The sequence below is a fragment of the Streptomyces sp. NBC_01478 genome (assembly GCF_036227225.1).
In the GTDB taxonomy this organism is placed as follows: domain Bacteria; phylum Actinomycetota; class Actinomycetes; order Streptomycetales; family Streptomycetaceae; genus Streptomyces.
Genome location: NZ_CP109444.1, coordinates 4,750,152 through 4,767,006, shown reverse-complemented (window position 1 = coordinate 4,767,006; position 16,855 = coordinate 4,750,152). Strand labels below are relative to the sequence as shown.

Here is a 16,855-nt window from a genome sequence, read left to right as displayed (position 1 = left end):
CCCCTGTATTACAGGCGTCCCGCACTCTTGAGAGCCAGATACGCGTCCGCGAGTTTTGGCGCCAGATCGTCCGGTGTTGCGTCGACGATGGTGACGCCGGCCCTGCGGAGTTTTTCCGCGGTGCGGTCGCGTTCGGTCTGAGCGCGTGCCGCAGCCGCGGCCTCGTAGACCGCGTCCGTGTTTCCACGAGCCGTGGCCATGTGCGCGATGTGGGGATCTGCCACGGATGCCACCAGGACCGTATGGCGCTGGGTGAGTTGGGCCAGTACGGGGAGCAGGCCCTCTTCGAGCGGGGCCGTGTCGAGGCTTGTCAGCAGGACGATCAGGGAGCGGCGGGGGGCCGTGCGGATCGCGGTGGCTGCCAGGCCTCGGGCGTCTGTTTCGACGAGTTCCGGTTCGAGTGTCGCCATCGCGTTGACCAGCGACGGGAGTACGTCGCGTGCCGTGCGGCCCTGGACCAGGGCGCGGACTCGGCGGTCGTAGGCGAGGAGGTCCACGCGGTCGCCGGCGCGGGATGCGAGGGCTGCCAGGAGCAGGGCGGCGTCCATGGAGGCGTCGAGGCGGGGGGCGTCGCCGACGCGGCCCGCTGAGGTGCGGCCGGTGTCGAGGACGAGCAGGATGTGGCGGTCGCGTTCGGGGCGCCAGGTGCGTACCGCGACCGTGGTCTGGCGGGCGGTGGCGCGCCAGTCGATGGAGCGGGTGTCGTCGCCGGGGACGTATTCGCGCAGGCTGTCGAATTCTGTGCCTTCGCCGCGGGTCAGCACGCTGGTGCGGCCGTCGAGTTCGCGCAGACGGGCGAGCTTGGAGGGGAGGTGCTTGCGGCTGGTGAACGGGGGCAGGACGCGTACCGCCCAGGGGACCGTGTGGGTGCCCTGGCGGGTGAGGAGGCCGAGGGGGCCGTAGGAACGGATGGTCACTCGGTCTGCGTGGCGGTCGCCGCGGCGGGTGGGGCGTAGGCGGGTGGTGAGGCGGCGGCGCTCGCCGGGCGGGATCGTCAGGCGGTGGCGGGATGCGGCGAATTCTGTACCGGGGAGCCAGCTACTGGGGGGCCAGGCGTCGCGGATGCGGGCTCGGAGGGGGCGGCGGGACGGGTTGGTGACCGTCAGGGTGACGTCGGCGGATTCGCCCAGGCGTACGGAGGTGTCGCCCGAGCGGGTGAGGCTCAGGCGGCGTACCGGGGCGGCCAGGGCGAAGTCGCAGGCGCAGGCCAGTGCGAGGGGGGCGTTGACGGCCAGGATGCCTGTCCAGCCGGGCTCCCAGATGCCTACGGGGAGGGAGCCCAGGGCTGCGAGGAGGGCGGCGCGTCCGGTGAGGGCCATCAGCGGGGGACCGGGACGTGGGCGAGGATCGCGTTGATGACGGAGTCCGCCGTCACGCCCTCCATCTCGGCCTCGGGGCGCAGGTGGACGCGGTGGCGGAGGGTGGGGAGTGCCAGGGCCTTCACGTCGTCGGGGATGACGTAGTCGCGGCCCGTGAGCCAGGCCCACGCGCGCGAGGTGGCCAGGAGGGCGGTGGCGCCGCGCGGGGACACGCCGAGAGTGAGGGACGGCGATTCGCGGGTGGCGCGGCAGATGTCGACTACGTAGGCGGTGATCTCGGGGGAGATCGTCGTCTTGGCGACGGCCGCGCGGGCTGCTTCGAGGTCGGCCGGGCCCGCGACGGGGCGCAGGCCGGCGGCGTGCAGGTCGCGTGGGTTGAAGCCCTCGGCGTGGCGGGTGAGGACGTCGATCTCGTCCTGGCGGGAGGGGAGAGGGATCGTCAGTTTGAGGAGGAAGCGGTCGAGTTGGGCCTCGGGGAGGGGGTACGTGCCCTCGTACTCGACGGGGTTCTGTGTCGCGGCGACCAGGAACGGGTCGGGGAGCGGGCGCGGGGTGCCGTCGACCGTGACCTGGCGTTCCTCCATGGCTTCGAGGAGGGACGACTGGGTCTTCGGAGGGGTGCGGTTGATCTCGTCCGCGAGGAGCAGGTTGGTGAAGACCGGGCCGGGCTGGAAGCGGAACTCGGCGGAGCGGGTGTCGTAGACCAGGGAGCCGGTGACGTCGCTCGGCATCAGGTCGGGGGTGAACTGGATGCGCTTGGTGTCGAGTTCGAGTGCGGACGCGAGGGCGCGGACGAGCAACGTTTTTGCGACTCCGGGGACTCCTTCCAGGAGAACGTGTCCGCGGCAGAGGAGGGCGACGACGAGACCGGTCACGGCGGGGTCCTGGCCGACCACGGCTTTGGCGATCTCGGCGCGCAGGGATTCGAGGGAGGCTCGGGCGGTGTCCGGATTCCCCGTGATCCCGGCGTTGTCAGTGGTCGGGTCCATCATGAACGGCGTACCTCTCTTTCGAGGGCGTCGAGTTGGTCGGCAAGTGCGATGAGGGCCGCGTCGTCGCTGGGCGGCGGGCCGAAGAGGAGGGCGTGCAGGGTCTGTCCGTCGCCGTGGAGGTGGGCGGAGAGCGCGGGGAGCAGGGCTTCGGGTGAGTGCGCCTGGGAGACGGGGACGCCTACGAGGGGGGCGAGGCGGGTGCGGGTGGTGGAGCGCAGGGCGTTGGCCGCGCGGTCGCGGGCGTTGGCCTTGCGGTAGAGGCGGGCGCGGCCTTCGACGGTTTCGGAGGCGCGGATCGCCACGGGGAGTTTTTCGGGCACCAGGGGGCCGAGTCGGCGTGCCCGCCACAGGGCGGCCACGGCTGCCGCGATGAACAGTTGCAGGGTGCCCCAGAGCCAGCCCGAGGGGAGCAGGTCGAAGAAGCTCTGGCTGCCGGAGTCGGTGGCCGAGGTGTCGGACAGCGAGGGGAGGTACCAGACCAGATGGGGGCGGGAGCCGAGGAGTTGGAGGGCGAGCGAGGCGTTGCCCTGCTTGTCGAGACGTTTGTTGAAGAAGATGTCGGGCGCGCCGATGACCACGGTGTCGCCGCCCGTGGACGCGTCCGGGAGCCGCAGCAGGGTCGGCCGTCCGTCGCTGGGGTAGCACTCGTCGGCGTCGGTGGCGGTGGTCGTGTACCTGTAGTCGCCGGTTTGCGCGCTCCCTGCGCGCTGGGCGGCGGGCAGGGAGCAGTCGGGGGAGAGTGTCGAGTCGAAGCTGGGTCCGGAGTCCGCGGTGACCTCGGGGGCGAGCCGGCCCAGGGACGCCGCGCCGGGGGCGACGAGGACCGTACGGCTGCCGGAGTTCGCGAACGCCGTGTGCAGGCCGGACTGTTGACGCTTGGTCAGCAGGTCGGGGACGGCGACCAGCAGGGTGGTGTCCGGGCCGGCCGCGGCGCGGGCTTGGGCCAGGGTGGTGACCACGCGTGTGGACACGCCCCGGTCGCCGAGGAGTTCGGCTACGGCGCGGCTGCCGTAGGGGTCGGCGGAGCGCGGGTCGAGGGCGCCGTGCCGGGCGTCGGAGCGGATCGCGGCGATCGCCACGGCGGCCGCCAGGAGGAGCACGAGCACGAGGACGATGCCACGCGCGCGGGTCCACACCTGGCGGGCGGTCGGCGAGGCCGAGGTGGCGGGGAGCGTGGCCTCCGCGGTCATTCGGCGGCCCCCTGGCTGGTGTGGTGGGCCGTGCTGTGGGCGCTGCTGGTGAGGACCGGCCTGGTGCGCTCCAGGTCTCGGTCCAGGTCGGCGATGCGCCGGTACGACTGCTCGCTCGCGTCGCGTCCGCCGTACGTCACGTCGTCGAAGTGTGCGGCTGCGGCGCGCAGTTCGGTCGTGTGCGAGGGCAGTGCGCGGCCGGCTTCGGCGACGGCTTCGTCGGCTGTGCGGCCGGGACGGACGTCGAGCAGGGCCCGTTCCTCCAGGGCCCGGACGATGGCACGCATGCGTTCCTGCACGGCGGGGTTCCAGTGTCCCTGGGCGGCGTGTGCCTCGGCGGCCGCGCGGTGTTCGGCGGCGCTGCGGGGGCCGTCCTCGAACAGGGCGGCGGCGGAGACGGGTTGGCGCTTCGGGGTGCCGAGGCGCCACCACAGGGCGGCTCCGACCGCGAGGACGGCCAGGATGACGACGACCAGGCCGAGCGTGCCGCCGGGTGCCGCCTCCGATGCCCGGCTGAAGAGTTTGTCGACCCAGTCCGAGATGGCGTCCAGGGCCCGCTGCGCCAGGCTGGGGTCGTTCTCGTGGTACATCTGCTTGGACAGTTCACGCCGGGCCGCCTCCCGCGCGGGGTCGCGCGGGATCGTCACCGGCGGCTCGTCGCCCGAGAGGGCCGACGACCGTACGACCGTGCCGTGGGCGCGCAGCAGCGTTCCTGCGGCCGATTCGACGGCGCGCGGCAGTGCTTCGGGTACCGCTGTGAGAACTCCCCCCGCCAGGCTCACCGCATCAACTCCCAGGGGTGGGGCCGGGGGCCGCGGTGCCCTGGTCCGGGATGCCGGCGGCGCGGGCCAGGTCGAGGTCGAGGGCCTCGCGGCGGATGCGCTGGTCGATGTACAGGAGCACGGTGACGCCCGCCGTGATCGGGAACGCGATCATGCGGCCGATCACCGAGCCGATGCCGCTGATGATGAGGAACGTCCAGCCGAGGTTGCCGGTGCCGTCGACGAGGCCGCTGAGGCCGTCGCCGCTGAACAGGCCGGCGATGAAGGCGAACGGGATGACGAGGATGGACGACAGGATGCTCGCGATGATCTGGGCGAGCAGTTGGATGCCGAAGATCCGCCACCAAGAGCCGCGCACCAGCTTCGCGGAGCGGGTCATCGACTTCACGATGCCCTGCTTCTCCAGCATCAGCGCGGGCGAGGCCAGGGAGAAGCGGATCGCCAGCCAGAGGGTGACGACGGAGCCGGCGAGGCCGCCGAGGACGGCGAGCGCGATGCCCGCGTCCTGCGACCCGGTGACGGCCACGAGGATGCCGGGCACGGTGGGGACGCCGATCAGGGCGACGGCCATGAGGACCAGCAGGCAGATCAGGCCGAACAGCTTGAGCACCTGGGGCCGGGCGTCGCGCCAGGCCTCTCCGGCGGTGACCGGCTTGCCGAGTACGGCGCGGCTGGTGACGGCGGTGAGCAGCGCGGTGGCGACGACGGTGCCGATGAGGACGACCAGGTAGACGACGCCGGTGCTGAGGAAGGCCTCGCTCATGGCGCGGGTCACTTCGGAGGCGCTGGCGTTCGGGTCGTCGAGGGCGTTGGTGCTGGTGAGGTCGCTGAAGGCGAAGCCCTGGACGAGGACGACGACGGTCTGCATGACGACCGCGATGGTGAGCGAGACGCCCAGGACCGTGCGCCAGTAGGTGCGCATGGTGGAGACGGCGCCGTCGAGGATCTCGCCCACGCCGAGCGGGCGGAGCGGGATGACACCGGGCTTGGCCGCGGGCGGGGGGCCGCCCCAGCCGGTGCCCCAGCCGCCGGGAGCGCCGTTGCCACCGGGCCCGCCGTAGCCTCCGTAGCCGCCGCCGTATCCCCCAGGGCCTCCGGGGCCGGCCGGGCCGCCGGGGTGGCCGCCGCCCCAGCCCGGGCCCGGGGGTGGGGGCGGCGGTGCCTGGCCGGGGGCGCCGGTGGGCGCGGACCACTGGCCGGGTGGGGGCTGCTCCTTGGACCACTGCGGGCCGGAGCCCGACGGGTCCGTGCCGGGCTGGTCCGCGGGCTGTGCGTGACCGGAGCCGTCCGCCGGATCGGCGGGACGGGACGCGCCGGGCTCGGGCCCGTCGGGCGGGGCGGATCCGGGCGAGGCCCAGCCCGGAGTGTCGTTCATCGTCGCTCCTTCACGGTGCCCGTCCGCGGGCGCGGCGGCAGGTTGGCAGCCATCGTGCCATGGGGTGGTCGAGCGGTGACCGGCCGCGGTATGGGCTGCACACCTTCAATTGTCCGCCGGATCCGGGGCAGACTGACCGCATGGCTGATCAGCACGCGCAATCCGGCGAGGACGGCCGGCCGACCGAGATACCCGCGATCCGATGGGACGAGCCCCCCGAGGGTCCGGTGCTGGTCCTTCTCGACCAGACGAGACTGCCGGCCGAGGAGGTCGAGCTGGTGTGCACGGACGCGTCCGCGCTGGTGGACGCGATCCGCTCGCTGGCGGTGCGCGGGGCGCCGCTGCTCGGCATCGCGGGGGCGTACGGCGTCGCGCTCGCCGCCGCGCGGGGCTTCGACGTGGACGAGGCCGCGATCGCGCTGGCGGGCGCCCGGCCCACCGCGGTGAACCTCTCCGTGGGCGTGCGCAGGGCCCGGGCCGCGCACCGGGACGCGGTGTCCAAGGGAGGTGATCCGGAGCAGGCTGCCGGGGCCGCGTTGGCGGCGGCGCGGCGGCTGCACCGGGAGGACGCCGAGGCCAGCGCGCGGATGGCCGCGCACGGACTGGCCCTGCTGGACGAGCTGTTGCCCGGTGGTGGGCACCGGATTCTGACCCACTGCAACACCGGGGCGCTGGTGTCGGGCGGCGAGGGCACGGCCTTCGCGGTGGCGCTCGCGGCGCACCGGGACGGGCGGCTGAGGCGGCTGTGGGTGGACGAAACGCGTCCGTTGCTGCAAGGTGCTCGCCTGACGGCGTATGAGGCGGCACGCAACGGAATGGCGTACACCTTGCTCACGGACAACGCGGCGGGCTCTTTGTTCGCGGCCGGGGAGGTGGACGCGGTACTGATCGGGGCGGACCGGATCGCCGCCGACGGTTCGGTGGCGAACAAGGTGGGGAGCTATCCGCTCGCCGTGCTCGCCCGGTACCACCATGTGCCGTTCATCGTGGTGGCGCCGGTGACGACGGTGGATATGGACACGCCGGACGGGGCGTCCATCGAGGTGGAGCAGCGCCCCGGCTTCGAAGTGACGGAGATCACGTCACCCCAAGTGACGGTGTCGGGAGCGGGAGGCGGGATTCCGGTGGCACCCCTGGGGACCCAGGCGTACAACCCGGCGTTCGACGTGACGCCTCCCGAGCTGGTGACGGCGATCGTCACCGAAGAAGGCGCTGTTTCGCCCGTGACGGCGGGGGCGCTGGCAGAGCTGTGTGACAGGTCACGACAGGTAACGATTTAGTTAATGGGATGATGTCGTTTATGAAGGGACGAGTCCTTGTCGTCGATGACGACACCGCACTGGCCGAGATGCTCGGCATTGTGTTGCGTGGTGAAGGTTTTGAGCCGTCTTTCGTAGCCGACGGCGACAAGGCGCTGGCCGCTTTCCGTGAGAGCAAGCCCGACCTGGTGCTCCTGGACCTGATGCTGCCCGGACGGGACGGTATCGAGGTGTGCCGCCTGATCAGGGCGGAGTCCGGGGTGCCGATCGTGATGCTCACGGCGAAGAGCGACACCGTCGATGTCGTGGTGGGCCTGGAGTCGGGCGCTGACGACTACATCGTGAAGCCGTTCAAGCCGAAGGAGCTGGTCGCCCGGATCCGGGCGCGGCTGCGGAGGTCGGAGGAGCCGGCGCCCGAGCAGCTCGCCATAGGCGATCTGGTCATCGACGTGGCCGGTCACTCCGTGAAGCGGGACGGGCAGTCGATCGCGCTGACGCCGCTGGAGTTCGACCTGCTGGTCGCGCTGGCCCGTAAGCCGTGGCAGGTGTTCACGCGTGAGGTGCTCCTGGAGCAGGTCTGGGGCTACCGCCACGCGGCCGACACCCGGCTGGTCAACGTGCATGTCCAGCGGCTGCGCTCCAAGGTCGAGAAGGACCCGGAGCGGCCGGAGATCGTGGTGACCGTCCGCGGGGTCGGTTACAAGGCGGGACCGAGCTGACATGTCCAGAGACAGTGCCGCCTCGGCGCCCGGAGGGTCCGGGGCCCGCGCGGGGCGGCCTGTCGGCCGGACGGCGGCGGGCTCCCGGTGGGGACGCCTGTGGGAGGGCGGGCTGCTGCAGGGCGGAGTCCAGGGCAGCCCGGTCCTCCGTCTGTTCATGCGCTGGGTGCGCCGGCCGTTGCTGCCGGTCATGCGGCTGTGGCGGCGCAACATCCAGCTCAAGGTCGTCGTCACGACCCTGCTGATGTCGCTCGGCGTCGTCCTGCTGCTGGGCTTCGTCGTCATCGGCCAGGTGCGCAACGGCCTGCTGGACGCCAAGGTGAAGGCCTCGCAGAGCCAGGCCACGGGCGGTTTCGCCGTGGCCAAGCAGCGGGCCGACGAGGCGGCCAGCGGGACCGCCGACGACGGTTCCGCGACCGGCGGCAACTCCCCGCAGAACGTCATCTCATGGATGAGCGACCTCGTGTCGTCGCTGTCCAGCGGCGGTCAGGGAGCCTTCGACGTGGTGACGCTGCCGGCGGGCGCGGACAGCGGCGCCGGTCGCAGCCCGCGCGGTTCCGGGTACGTCGACCCGTCCGCCAGCGTGCCCGAAGCCCTGCGCGCCCGCGTCAACGACAACACGTCGGCGGCCCAGAGCTACACCCGGATCATCTACAGCAACGGCAAGGAGTCCCAGCCCGCGCTGGTCGTCGGCAAGCAGGTCAACGACCTGAACAACAACCCGTACCAGCTCTACTACCTCTTCCCGCTCACCCAGGAGGAGAAGTCGCTCAGCCTGGTCAAGGGGACGCTTGCGACGGCCGGGCTCTTCGTCGTCGTACTCCTCGGGGCCATCGCCTGGCTCGTCGTGCGGCAGGTCGTCACGCCGGTGCGGATGGCCGCCGGGATCGCCGAGCGGCTGTCCGCAGGGCGGCTCCAGGAGCGGATGAAGGTCACCGGTGAGGACGACATCGCGCGGCTCGGCGAGGCCTTCAACAAGATGGCGCAGAACCTCCAGTTGAAGATCCAGCAGTTGGAGGACCTCTCGCGGATGCAGCGGCGGTTCGTGTCCGACGTGTCGCACGAACTGCGGACGCCGCTGACGACCGTACGCATGGCGGCCGATGTCATCCATGACGCGCGCGTGGACTTCGATCCGATGACCGCGCGGTCGGCGGAGCTGCTGGCCGACCAGTTGGACCGGTTCGAGACGCTGCTCGCGGACCTGCTGGAGATCAGCCGGTTCGACGCGGGCGCGGCGGCCCTGGAGGCCGAGCCGATCGACCTCAGAGAGGTCGTACGGCGGGTGCTCAGCGGCGCAGAGCCGCTCGCCGAGCGCAAGGGCACGCAGATACGGGTCGTCGGCGACCAGCAGCCCGTGGTCGCCGAGGCCGATCCCCGGCGGGTGGAGCGGGTGCTGCGCAATCTCGTCGTCAACGCCGTGGAGCACGGCGACGGCAAGGACGTCATAGTCAAGCTCGCCTCCGCGGGCGGGGCGGTAGCCATCGCGGTGCGCGACTACGGGGTGGGGCTCAAGCCCGGTGAGGCGACCCGGGTGTTCAGCCGCTTCTGGCGGGCGGACCCGGCACGCGCGCGTACCACCGGTGGTACGGGTCTGGGGCTGTCCATCGCCCTGGAGGACGCGCGGCTGCACGGCGGCTGGTTGCAGGCGTGGGGTGAGCCGGGCGGCGGTTCGCAGTTCCGGCTGACGCTGCCGCGGACCGCGGACGAACCGCTACGGGGCTCGCCGATACCCCTGGAGCCCAAGGACTCACGCCGTAATCGTGGACTTAATGACGCCGGTCTGCCGAGCGGGGGCGGGGACAAGCGCGCGACGGTCCCGGTGCAGCCGATGGGCGACCAGGTGCCGCCGATGGCCTCGCGGGACCCGATCGCCCCGAGGCCGGCCACCACGGCCACGGCGGACCCGACGGCGCTGCCCGGCAACGGCGCGCGCGTGGTGCCCCGGCCGACCGGCAGCGCCCGGCGGCAGGAGGACCGGTCGCCCGCGGATCCGGCTCGGAGCGAGGCTCCGGGCAGCACGGACCCGGCCGCTGTACCGGAGGACTCGAACAAGCAAGGGGAGGCATCTCGTGGGCGCTGACCGCGAGGGGGGCGCCCGGCGGAAGCCGGGACGCGCGGTGGCGTACGTCGCGATGGGCGTCGTAGTGCTGGCGGGGTGCGCCTCGATGCCCGACAGCGGGGATCTCCGGGGGGTCGAGTCGACGCCGCGACAGGACACCCAGGTGCGCGTTTTCGCGATGCCGCCCCGGGAGGACGCGTCGCAGGGGGAGATCGTGCAGGGCTTCCTGGAGGCGCTGACCAGTGACGATCCGAACTACAAGACAGCGCGCCTGTACCTGACCGCCAAGGCCGCGCGGGAATGGCAGCCCGGGCTGTCCACCACGGTGCTCGCCGACGGGCCGAGCACGGACGCCGTCCGTCCCCCGGTCGGCCAGGAGGACACCGGCACCTTCACGTACACACTGGCCGGCGACCGGGTTGCCACGGTGGACTCGCAGCAGGCCTACGCGCCGGCGGACGGGAAGTACAGCAAGGCCGTACATCTGACGAAGGACGCGAAGAGCGGCCAGTGGCGCATCGACGGGCTCCCGCAGGGCGTCGTCATGGGGGAGTCGGACTTCCAGCGCAACTACATGTCCGTCAACAAGTACTACTTCGCGTCGAACACCTCGGCCGGGACGAACTCGCAGACGATCGCCGTCGCCGACCCCGTGTTCGTACGGCGGCGGGTGGACCCCATGACGCAGATGGTGCGGTCGCTCCTCAACGGGCCCACCAGTTGGCTCGGGCCCGTGGTCAGGTCGAGCTTCCCCACCGGGACGGCGCTGCGCAAGGGCGTCACCTCGCTGACGCCCGACGACCAGAACAGGCTGACGGTCCCGTTGAACCAGAAGGCCTCGCGGGTGGGGCTGGCCCGGTGCGACGAGATGGCCACGCAGATCCTGTACACGCTCCAGACCATCACGCCCACGGTGGACGAGGTCGAGCTGCAGGCCGCCAACGGCGCGCAGTTGTGCGTCTACAACGTCAACAGCGCCGAGTCTCTCGCGGCACACGGTGCCGTGAACCGCCCCGAGTACCTGTACTTCCTCGACGACAAGCACCGCGTGGTGCGGATGCCCGGCGTCAGCCGCGGCACGCACGCCGATCCGGTGCCGGGCGCGCTGGGCGAGGGCGACAGGCAACTGCGGTCGGTTGCGGTGTCGCGCGACGAGGAGGTCGGGGCCGGGGTCGGTCTCGACGGGAAGTCGCTCTACGTCGGGTCGATGGTGTCCGGTGCATCGCTCGGGGACCCCGTGCTCACCAGCCAGGGCAAGACGGAGGCCGACCGGCTGACGGCGCCCAGTTGGGACGCGCAGGGCGACCTCTGGGTGGCCGACCGGGACCCGAAGAAGCCCCGGCTGCTCGTGTTGCAGAAGGGCGCGGGGCAGCCGATAGCGGTGGAGACGCTGGGGCTGGACGGCCGTATCGAGTCGGTGCGGGTGGCCGCCGACGGGGTGCGGATCGCGCTCGTCGTGGAGAAGAACGGCAAGCGGTCCCTGCTCATCGGGCGGATCCAGCGGAGCGGGACGACGGGGGAGCCGCCGGTGGTCTCGGTGCTCGAACTCCGTTCCGTCACCCCGGACCTGGAGGAGATCACGGCCATGTCGTGGGCCGGGGACAGCCGGCTCGTGGTGGTGGGACGCGAGCACGAAGGCGTGCTGCAGATGCGGTACGTCCAGGTCGACGGCTCCACGCCCGAGGGTCCGGCGCCCGCGGCCCTGACCGGGGTGAAGGAGATCGCCGCGTCCGAGGACGACAAGCTGCCGCTGGTGGCCTACTCGGAGGACGGGATCGTACGGCTGCCCAGCGGGGCGCAGTGGCAGAAGGTCGTCAAGACGGGGTCGGCGCCGGTTTATCCGGGGTGAGGCGCTGGTGACGCGCTGAGGTGTTCGACGCGAAAAGCGGCCGTCTTCGGTCGGGCTGAGGCTCGGCGGAGGCGGCCGTTCGTGTGTTCCGGGGTGGCCTTGTACCCGTGTGGGTGACGGCTGTTGACGGCTGCGCCGAGTTGTCCACAGGGCGTTGTCCACAGGGGTGGCCGGTCGGCGGGGGCGTTGGCACAGTGGTGGGCATGCGGGGGTGGTGGCGGGATCTCACGGACCTGGTGCTGCCGGCCGAGTGCGGAGGCTGCGGGAGGCCTCGCACGGTGCTCTGCCCGGAGTGCCGTGCGGCCCTGACCGGGGCCGTGCCGAGCCGGGTACGGCCGACGCCCGAGCCGGCCGGGCTGCCGGCGGCGTACGCGGCGGCTCCTTACGCGGACGAGGTGCGCGCGGTGCTCCTCGCCCACAAGGAACGCGGCGCACTGGCCCTCACGGGGCCGCTGGGCGCGGCGCTGGCGGGCGCTGTGCGGGTGGGGCTTCGGGAGCAGTGGGGGTTGGGGGACGGGGCTGTGAGAGTGGACGGTGCTGCGAGGGAGGTGGGCAGGGGCTTGACGTCGGGGTTCGGGGAGCTGGGGGAGGAGGGTGACGCGGGCGGCGGGCGCGGTAGGGGGCGCAGAAGTGACGTGGGCGGCGGGCACGGCGAAGGTCGCCCGAGGCACGGCGAAGGTCGCCGGAGTGACCAGGGCGGCCGGGGTGGAGGTGTCGCAGGGGGAGCGGGGTGTGGTCGGGGAGATGTCGGGGGCCCCGCCTCGTCCAGAAGTGGGGCCGGAGGTCCTGTGCTGCTGGTTCCCGTGCCCTCCGCGCGATGGGCCGTGCGGGCCCGGGGTCATGATCCGGCGCGGCGGATCGCGTTGGCGGCGGCGGGGGAGTTGCGGCGGAGCGGGACGCCGGCCCGGGTGGTGGCCGTGTTGCGGCAGCGGCGGTGGGTCGCGGATCAGTCGGGGCTCAACTCCCGGGAGCGGCTGGACAATCTCGCCGGTGCGCTGGAGGTGGTCGCGGGCGGCGCCCTGTTGCTCGCGGGCGGTCCGGTGGTGCTCGTCGACGACCTGATGACGACGGGGGCCTCCTTGAGGGAGGCGGCGCGTGCCGTGCGTGAGGCGATCGCGTGCGGCGGAGAAGTTGGCGCAACTGCCGCCGTGTATGGCCGTGTGTCCAGGGAAGGCAGAGAGGAACACATCGGGAGACCGATGGAGAACGGGAGGAACATGGCACTCAGTGCACCGGGAATCGTGGACGTGAACGGCCCCGCTGACCTGATCTGCGCGGCAGTGATCGCCGCGTCGCCGGATTCCTTCGAAATAAACCGGAACTGACCACTGACTTGCGTCGTTGCAGGTAATGACAGGGGCAATTCACCTGAACGGAGGTACACCGCGGTAGAGGGTGACGACATCCGTCCGGGCGAGATATGTTCGGTTGTGAGAGAAAGGCGCAGGCCGCACCTCTCCTATCCGAATGCCGTGCTGCGGGTTTTCTGCAATCACCCGCGGCCATGGGGTGGAGATCTTGCCCATGGGGGAGGAGGAGGTGGAAGTCACCGAGTCCGAGGTTCCGGGGTGACCGGAGCCTGGTGCGAAAGGGAGACGCTCCGCAGCGAAGCGGAGCGATCCGGGAACGGAGTTCTGCGTGGACATCGTCGTCAAGGGCCGCAAGACCGAGGTGCCCGAGCGGTTCCGCAAGCACGTGGCCGAGAAGCTGAAGCTGGAGAAGATCCAGAAGCTCGACGGCAAGGTGATCAGCCTCGACGTGGAGGTGTCCAAGGAGCCGAACCCCCGACAGGCCGACCGTTGTGACCGAGTGGAGATCACGCTCCGCTCCCGCGGTCCGGTGATCCGGGCGGAGGCCTCGGCCAACGATCCGTACGCGGCACTCGACCTCGCGGCGGAGAAGCTGGATGCCCGGCTGCGCAAGCAGCACGACAAGCGCAACACGCGCCGCGGTGCCCGTCGGCTCACCGCCGCCGAGGTCCCCGACCACGTCCCGGGCGCGGCGACGCTCAACGGCAACGGCCACGCCGTTCCGGACGAGCAGTCGGACGGTGTGCCCACCAAGAAGATCGGCTCGCTGGAGGTCAAGGGCGAAGGCCCCCTGGTCGTCCGCGAGAAGACCCACGTCGCCTCTCCGATGTCCCTCGACCAGGCGCTCTACGAGATGGAACTGGTCGGACACGACTTCTACCTGTTCGTCGACTCCGAGACCAAGGAACCGAGCGTCGTCTACCGACGGCACGCCTACGACTACGGCGTCATCCACCTCAGCACGGACCCGATGGTCACGCAGGCGCAACCGCCCGCGGCCGGCGGCACGCTGGGCGGCTGACCCACCCGGCCGACCGCTGAGCCGGTGCCCCTGGAGCGCGTGTGCGCCCCCAGGGGCACCGGTGTGCGACCACTTCGCGCCCCGCTCCGTGACCGCACTGTCGTCCGGGCATGGAATCATGGCCGTACAGGCCCAACCGGTGGGCCGCTGCCTTGGGTTGGCGATGGCACAGGACCACAGGCCACAGCCTTCAGGGGGAGGAACGATGGCGGACAGCTTCGGACCGATGCATGTCGGTGATACCGACGGCGGCGTCGTCGGCATGGGCCCGGAAGCGGGCTCGACACGCAAGGAGCCGATCAGAGTCCTTGTCGTGGACGACCACGCACTCTTCCGCCGCGGCCTGGAGATCGTGCTGGCGGCCGAGGAGGACATCCAGGTCGTCGGCGAGGCCGGTGACGGCGCGGAGGCCGTGGACAAAGCGGCGGATCTGCTGCCGGACATCGTCCTGATGGACGTACGGATGCCGAAGCGGGGCGGGATCGAGGCGTGCACCTCCATCAAGGAGGTGGCACCCAGCGCGAAGATCATCATGCTGACGATCAGCGATGAAGAAGCCGATCTCTACGACGCGATCAAGGCGGGCGCGACGGGATATCTCCTCAAGGAGATCTCGACCGACGAAGTGGCCACCGCCATTCGCGCCGTGGCCGACGGGCAGTCGCAGATCAGCCCCTCCATGGCGTCGAAACTGCTCACCGAGTTCAAGTCGATGATCCAGCGCACCGACGAGCGCCGACTGGTGCCGGCGCCGCGGCTCACCGACCGTGAGCTGGAGGTTCTCAAACTCGTCGCCACAGGTATGAACAACCGCGATATCGCCAAGCAGTTGTTCATTTCCGAGAACACCGTGAAGAACCATGTGCGCAACATCCTGGAGAAGCTGCAGCTTCACTCCAGGATGGAGGCGGTGGTCTACGCGATGCGCGAGAAGATCCTCGAGATCCGCTGACCCCGAGAACCGCCGACCCTCACGCCAGGAGACGGACGAGCTCCCTGGCGAGGGGGGCGCGCAGTTCGGGGGCGTCGACCCGCTCCACGCGTACGTCCGTGCAGTCCACCCAGCTCGCCGCCTCGACCAGGGCCTGGGCCACGGACGGGACGGCCTTCACACCGTCCAGGGTGACCTGCTTGGCCACCAGGGTGCGGCCCTCCCTCGCCGGGTCGACGCGGCCGACCAGCCGGCCACCTGCCAGGACCGGCATCGCGAAGTAGCCGTGGATCCGCTTCGGCTTGGGGACGTAGGCCTCCAGGCGGTGGGTGAAGCCGAAGATGCGCTCCGTGCGGGCCCGCTCCCAGATCAGGGAGTCGAACGGGGACAGGAGTGTGGTGCGGTGGTGGCCGCGCGGGAGTGTCTCCAGGGCCGTCGGGTCGGCCCAGGCGGGCTTGCCCCAGCCCTCGACCGTGACCGGGACCAGGCCCGAGTCGGCGATCACCGTGTCGACCTGCTCGCCCTTGAGGCGGTGGTAGTCGGCGATGTCCGCGCGCGTGCCGACGCCCAAGGACTGGCCCGCCAGCCGGACCAGCCGGCGAAGGCACTCCGTGTCATCCAGCTCGTCGTGCAGAAGCGGCTGCGGGATCGCGCGCTCGGCGAGGTCGTACACCCGCTTCCAGCCGCGGCGCTCCACGCACACCACCTCGCCGTACATGAGCGCGCGCTCCACGGCGACCTTGGCGCCGGACCAGTCCCACCACTCGCTGGTGCGCTTGGCGCCGCCCAACTCCGTTGACGTCAGCGGGCCTTCGGTTTGGAGCTGCTTGATGACCTGGTCGTAGGTGCCGTCCGGGAGGTCGTGGTTCCAGTGCGGGCGGCTGCGGTAGGCGCGGCGGCGGAAGGCGAAGTGGGGCCACTCCTCGACGGGGAGGATGCAGGCGGCGTGGGACCAGTACTCGAAGGCGTGTGTCTCCGTCCAGTACGCGTCCTCCACCGTCCTGCGGGGGACGGCGCCCAGGCGCGCGTACGGGATGAGTTCGTGGGAGCGGGCGAGGACCGAGATGGTGTCGAGCTGGACCGCGCCGAGATGGCGGAGCACGCCGCGCACGCCCGCGCGGCGGTCGGGGGCGCCGAGGAAACCCTGTGCGCGCAGGGCGATGCGGCGGGCGTCGGCTGCCGACAGGTCGGTCGTGGGGCGCGGGGCACTCGTCATGTCTCCGCACGATAGAGGGTGGCACTGACAATGCGGGCTGAGCTGGGGATTTGTCGCGTTACGGCTGGGCGGGGAGGTACGGCGCCGTCGACGGCAGGCCCAGGTCCGACGGGAGCAGGGAGCCCACCCAGCAGTCCCGTCGTACGCCCTTGTTGTTGATCGCGGAGCGGAGCGTGCCCTCGATGGTGAAACCGGCGTGCTCGGCCACCGCGCGGGAGCCCTTGTTGCCGACCTCCGCGCGCCATTCCACGCGGTCGATCGACAGCCGGGTGAAGGCCCAGCGGGAGACGGCGACGGTGGCCTCGGTGATGTAGCCGTTGCCGCGGTGCCGCTTCGTGGCCCAGAAGCCGACCTCGCCGACGCCCAGGGAGCGCATCGTGATGGCGAGCATGCCCACCAACTCCCCTTCGGGGAGAAAGACACCGAAGGTGAACATCGAACAGTTCGCCCAGCCCTCGGGGACCAGTTGCTCGGTGAAACTCCGCGCGTGCTCCAGGAGATAGGGCGAGGGGATCGTCGTCCAGCGCTGGATCTCGGGGTCCTGGGCGGCGGAATACACGACATCGGTGTCCTGCGGGCCGACGCCGCGCAGGAGAAGACGGTCGGTCGTGAGCGTGACGGGTTCCATCGGCCGATTCTGCTCGGGGGCGCACAAGGACGCCATCCTTTCGCGCTGTGTGAGCGGGTGATCACATTTCGCGCAATTCCTCGGAACGACGCGGCACCATCGGCGACCCCCGGCCGTTGTGCCTTTGAAGCAGTTTTGAAGTAGTGGACGGTCGGCGTCCCCGGCAGGCTCCCGGCGTGGCGGGGTCCTCGCATACGATGGC

General features: G+C 71.3%; 14 protein-coding genes. 7 read left to right on the top strand and 7 right to left on the bottom strand.

Annotation, left to right across the window (positions count from 1 at the left end):
* Nucleotides 1-8 precede the first annotated feature (8 nt).
* Genes OG223_RS21360 through OG223_RS21340 form a run of 5 tightly spaced genes read right to left on the bottom strand, consistent with a single transcriptional unit; the run spans nt 9 to nt 5,658 of the window.
* Nucleotides 9-1,319 (bottom strand): DUF58 domain-containing protein, encoded by a 1,311-nt coding sequence (locus OG223_RS21360; RefSeq protein ID WP_329250916.1) that lies wholly within the window; start codon nt 1,317-1,319, stop codon nt 9-11.
* Nucleotides 1,319-2,308 carry an AAA family ATPase gene (locus OG223_RS21355; RefSeq protein WP_329250912.1) on the bottom strand — a complete coding sequence of 330 codons (990 nt, stop codon included), beginning with the start codon at nt 2,306-2,308 and terminating at the stop codon, nt 1,319-1,321. The genes OG223_RS21360 and OG223_RS21355 overlap by 1 nt, the downstream gene beginning before the upstream one ends.
* Complete coding sequence (locus tag OG223_RS21350; protein ID WP_329250910.1) at nt 2,308-3,501, bottom strand: DUF4350 domain-containing protein; 1,194 nt, start codon at nt 3,499-3,501, stop codon at nt 2,308-2,310. Before OG223_RS21350 ends, OG223_RS21355 begins: the two co-directional genes overlap by 1 nt.
* Nucleotides 3,498-4,283 (bottom strand): DUF4129 domain-containing protein, encoded by a 786-nt coding sequence (locus tag OG223_RS21345; protein WP_329250908.1) that lies wholly within the window; start codon nt 4,281-4,283, stop codon nt 3,498-3,500. The genes OG223_RS21350 and OG223_RS21345 overlap by 4 nt, the downstream gene beginning before the upstream one ends.
* Before the next feature lie 4 nt (nt 4,284-4,287).
* Nucleotides 4,288-5,658: a hypothetical protein gene (locus OG223_RS21340; protein ID WP_329250906.1), complete on the bottom strand. Its 1,371-nt coding sequence runs from the start codon at nt 5,656-5,658 to the stop codon at nt 4,288-4,290.
* 140 nt (nt 5,659-5,798) lie between these two features.
* Between OG223_RS21340 and mtnA the strand changes: the two genes are divergently transcribed.
* The 7 genes from mtnA (at nt 5,799) to OG223_RS21305 (ending at nt 14,830) form a co-directional block, all read left to right on the top strand.
* Entirely contained in the window at nt 5,799-6,938 is a 1,140-nt protein-coding gene (mtnA, locus tag OG223_RS21335; protein WP_329250903.1) for an S-methyl-5-thioribose-1-phosphate isomerase, read from the top strand.
* A gap of 8 nt (nt 6,939-6,946) precedes the next feature.
* Nucleotides 6,947-7,636, top strand: coding sequence for a two-component system response regulator MtrA (gene mtrA, locus OG223_RS21330; RefSeq protein ID WP_187284748.1), 690 nt, complete (start codon nt 6,947-6,949; stop codon nt 7,634-7,636).
* A gap of 1 nt (nt 7,637) precedes the next feature.
* Nucleotides 7,638-9,719, top strand: a complete 2,082-nt coding sequence (gene mtrB / locus OG223_RS21325) for an MtrAB system histidine kinase MtrB (RefSeq protein WP_329250898.1) — start codon at nt 7,638-7,640, stop codon at nt 9,717-9,719.
* The gene (locus OG223_RS21320) at nt 9,709-11,547 is read left to right on the top strand and encodes an LpqB family beta-propeller domain-containing protein (protein ID WP_329250895.1); all 1,839 of its coding nucleotides are present in this window, start codon (nt 9,709-9,711) and stop codon (nt 11,545-11,547) included. Before mtrB ends, OG223_RS21320 begins: the two co-directional genes overlap by 11 nt.
* A 203-nt stretch (nt 11,548-11,750) precedes the next feature.
* A complete protein-coding gene (locus OG223_RS21315; RefSeq protein WP_329250893.1) occupies nt 11,751-12,872 on the top strand; it encodes a ComF family protein in 1,122 nt (373 codons plus the stop codon).
* Between the two features lie 313 nt (nt 12,873-13,185).
* The gene (gene hpf, locus OG223_RS21310) at nt 13,186-13,878 is read left to right on the top strand and encodes a ribosome hibernation-promoting factor, HPF/YfiA family (protein ID WP_019056767.1); all 693 of its coding nucleotides are present in this window, start codon (nt 13,186-13,188) and stop codon (nt 13,876-13,878) included.
* Between the two features lie 205 nt (nt 13,879-14,083).
* Entirely contained in the window at nt 14,084-14,830 is a 747-nt protein-coding gene (locus OG223_RS21305) for a response regulator (protein ID WP_200691145.1), read from the top strand.
* A gap of 19 nt (nt 14,831-14,849) precedes the next feature.
* On the opposite strand, the gene OG223_RS21300 is transcribed toward OG223_RS21305, so the two are convergent.
* On the bottom strand, nt 14,850-16,025 hold the full coding sequence (locus OG223_RS21300; RefSeq protein ID WP_329250890.1) for a winged helix-turn-helix domain-containing protein: 1,176 nt from the start codon (nt 16,023-16,025) through the stop codon (nt 14,850-14,852).
* A gap of 58 nt (nt 16,026-16,083) precedes the next feature.
* Nucleotides 16,084-16,653, bottom strand: coding sequence for a GNAT family N-acetyltransferase (locus OG223_RS21295; protein WP_329250887.1), 570 nt, complete (start codon nt 16,651-16,653; stop codon nt 16,084-16,086).
* Between the last annotated feature and the right edge of the window lie 202 nt (nt 16,654-16,855).

What these genes read in the sequence shown, in the direction of transcription:
- OG223_RS21360 (WP_329250916.1), bottom strand. Translation starts at nt 1,319, where the DNA reads ATGGCCCTCACCGGACGCGCCGCCCTCCTCGCAGCCCTGGGCTCCCTC.
- OG223_RS21355 (WP_329250912.1), bottom strand. Translation starts at nt 2,308, where the DNA reads ATGGACCCGACCACTGACAACGCCGGGATCACGGGGAATCCGGACACC.
- OG223_RS21350 (WP_329250910.1), bottom strand. Translation starts at nt 3,501, where the DNA reads ATGACCGCGGAGGCCACGCTCCCCGCCACCTCGGCCTCGCCGACCGCC.
- OG223_RS21340 (WP_329250906.1), bottom strand. Translation starts at nt 5,658, where the DNA reads ATGAACGACACTCCGGGCTGGGCCTCGCCCGGATCCGCCCCGCCCGAC.
- mtnA (WP_329250903.1), top strand. Translation starts at nt 5,799, where the DNA reads ATGGCTGATCAGCACGCGCAATCCGGCGAGGACGGCCGGCCGACCGAG.
- mtrA (WP_187284748.1), top strand. Translation starts at nt 6,947, where the DNA reads ATGATGTCGTTTATGAAGGGACGAGTCCTTGTCGTCGATGACGACACC.
- mtrB (WP_329250898.1), top strand. Translation starts at nt 7,638, where the DNA reads ATGTCCAGAGACAGTGCCGCCTCGGCGCCCGGAGGGTCCGGGGCCCGC.
- OG223_RS21315 (WP_329250893.1), top strand. Translation starts at nt 11,751, where the DNA reads ATGCGGGGGTGGTGGCGGGATCTCACGGACCTGGTGCTGCCGGCCGAG.
- OG223_RS21305 (WP_200691145.1), top strand. Translation starts at nt 14,084, where the DNA reads ATGGCGGACAGCTTCGGACCGATGCATGTCGGTGATACCGACGGCGGC.
- OG223_RS21300 (WP_329250890.1), bottom strand. Translation starts at nt 16,025, where the DNA reads ATGACGAGTGCCCCGCGCCCCACGACCGACCTGTCGGCAGCCGACGCC.
- OG223_RS21295 (WP_329250887.1), bottom strand. Translation starts at nt 16,653, where the DNA reads ATGGAACCCGTCACGCTCACGACCGACCGTCTTCTCCTGCGCGGCGTC.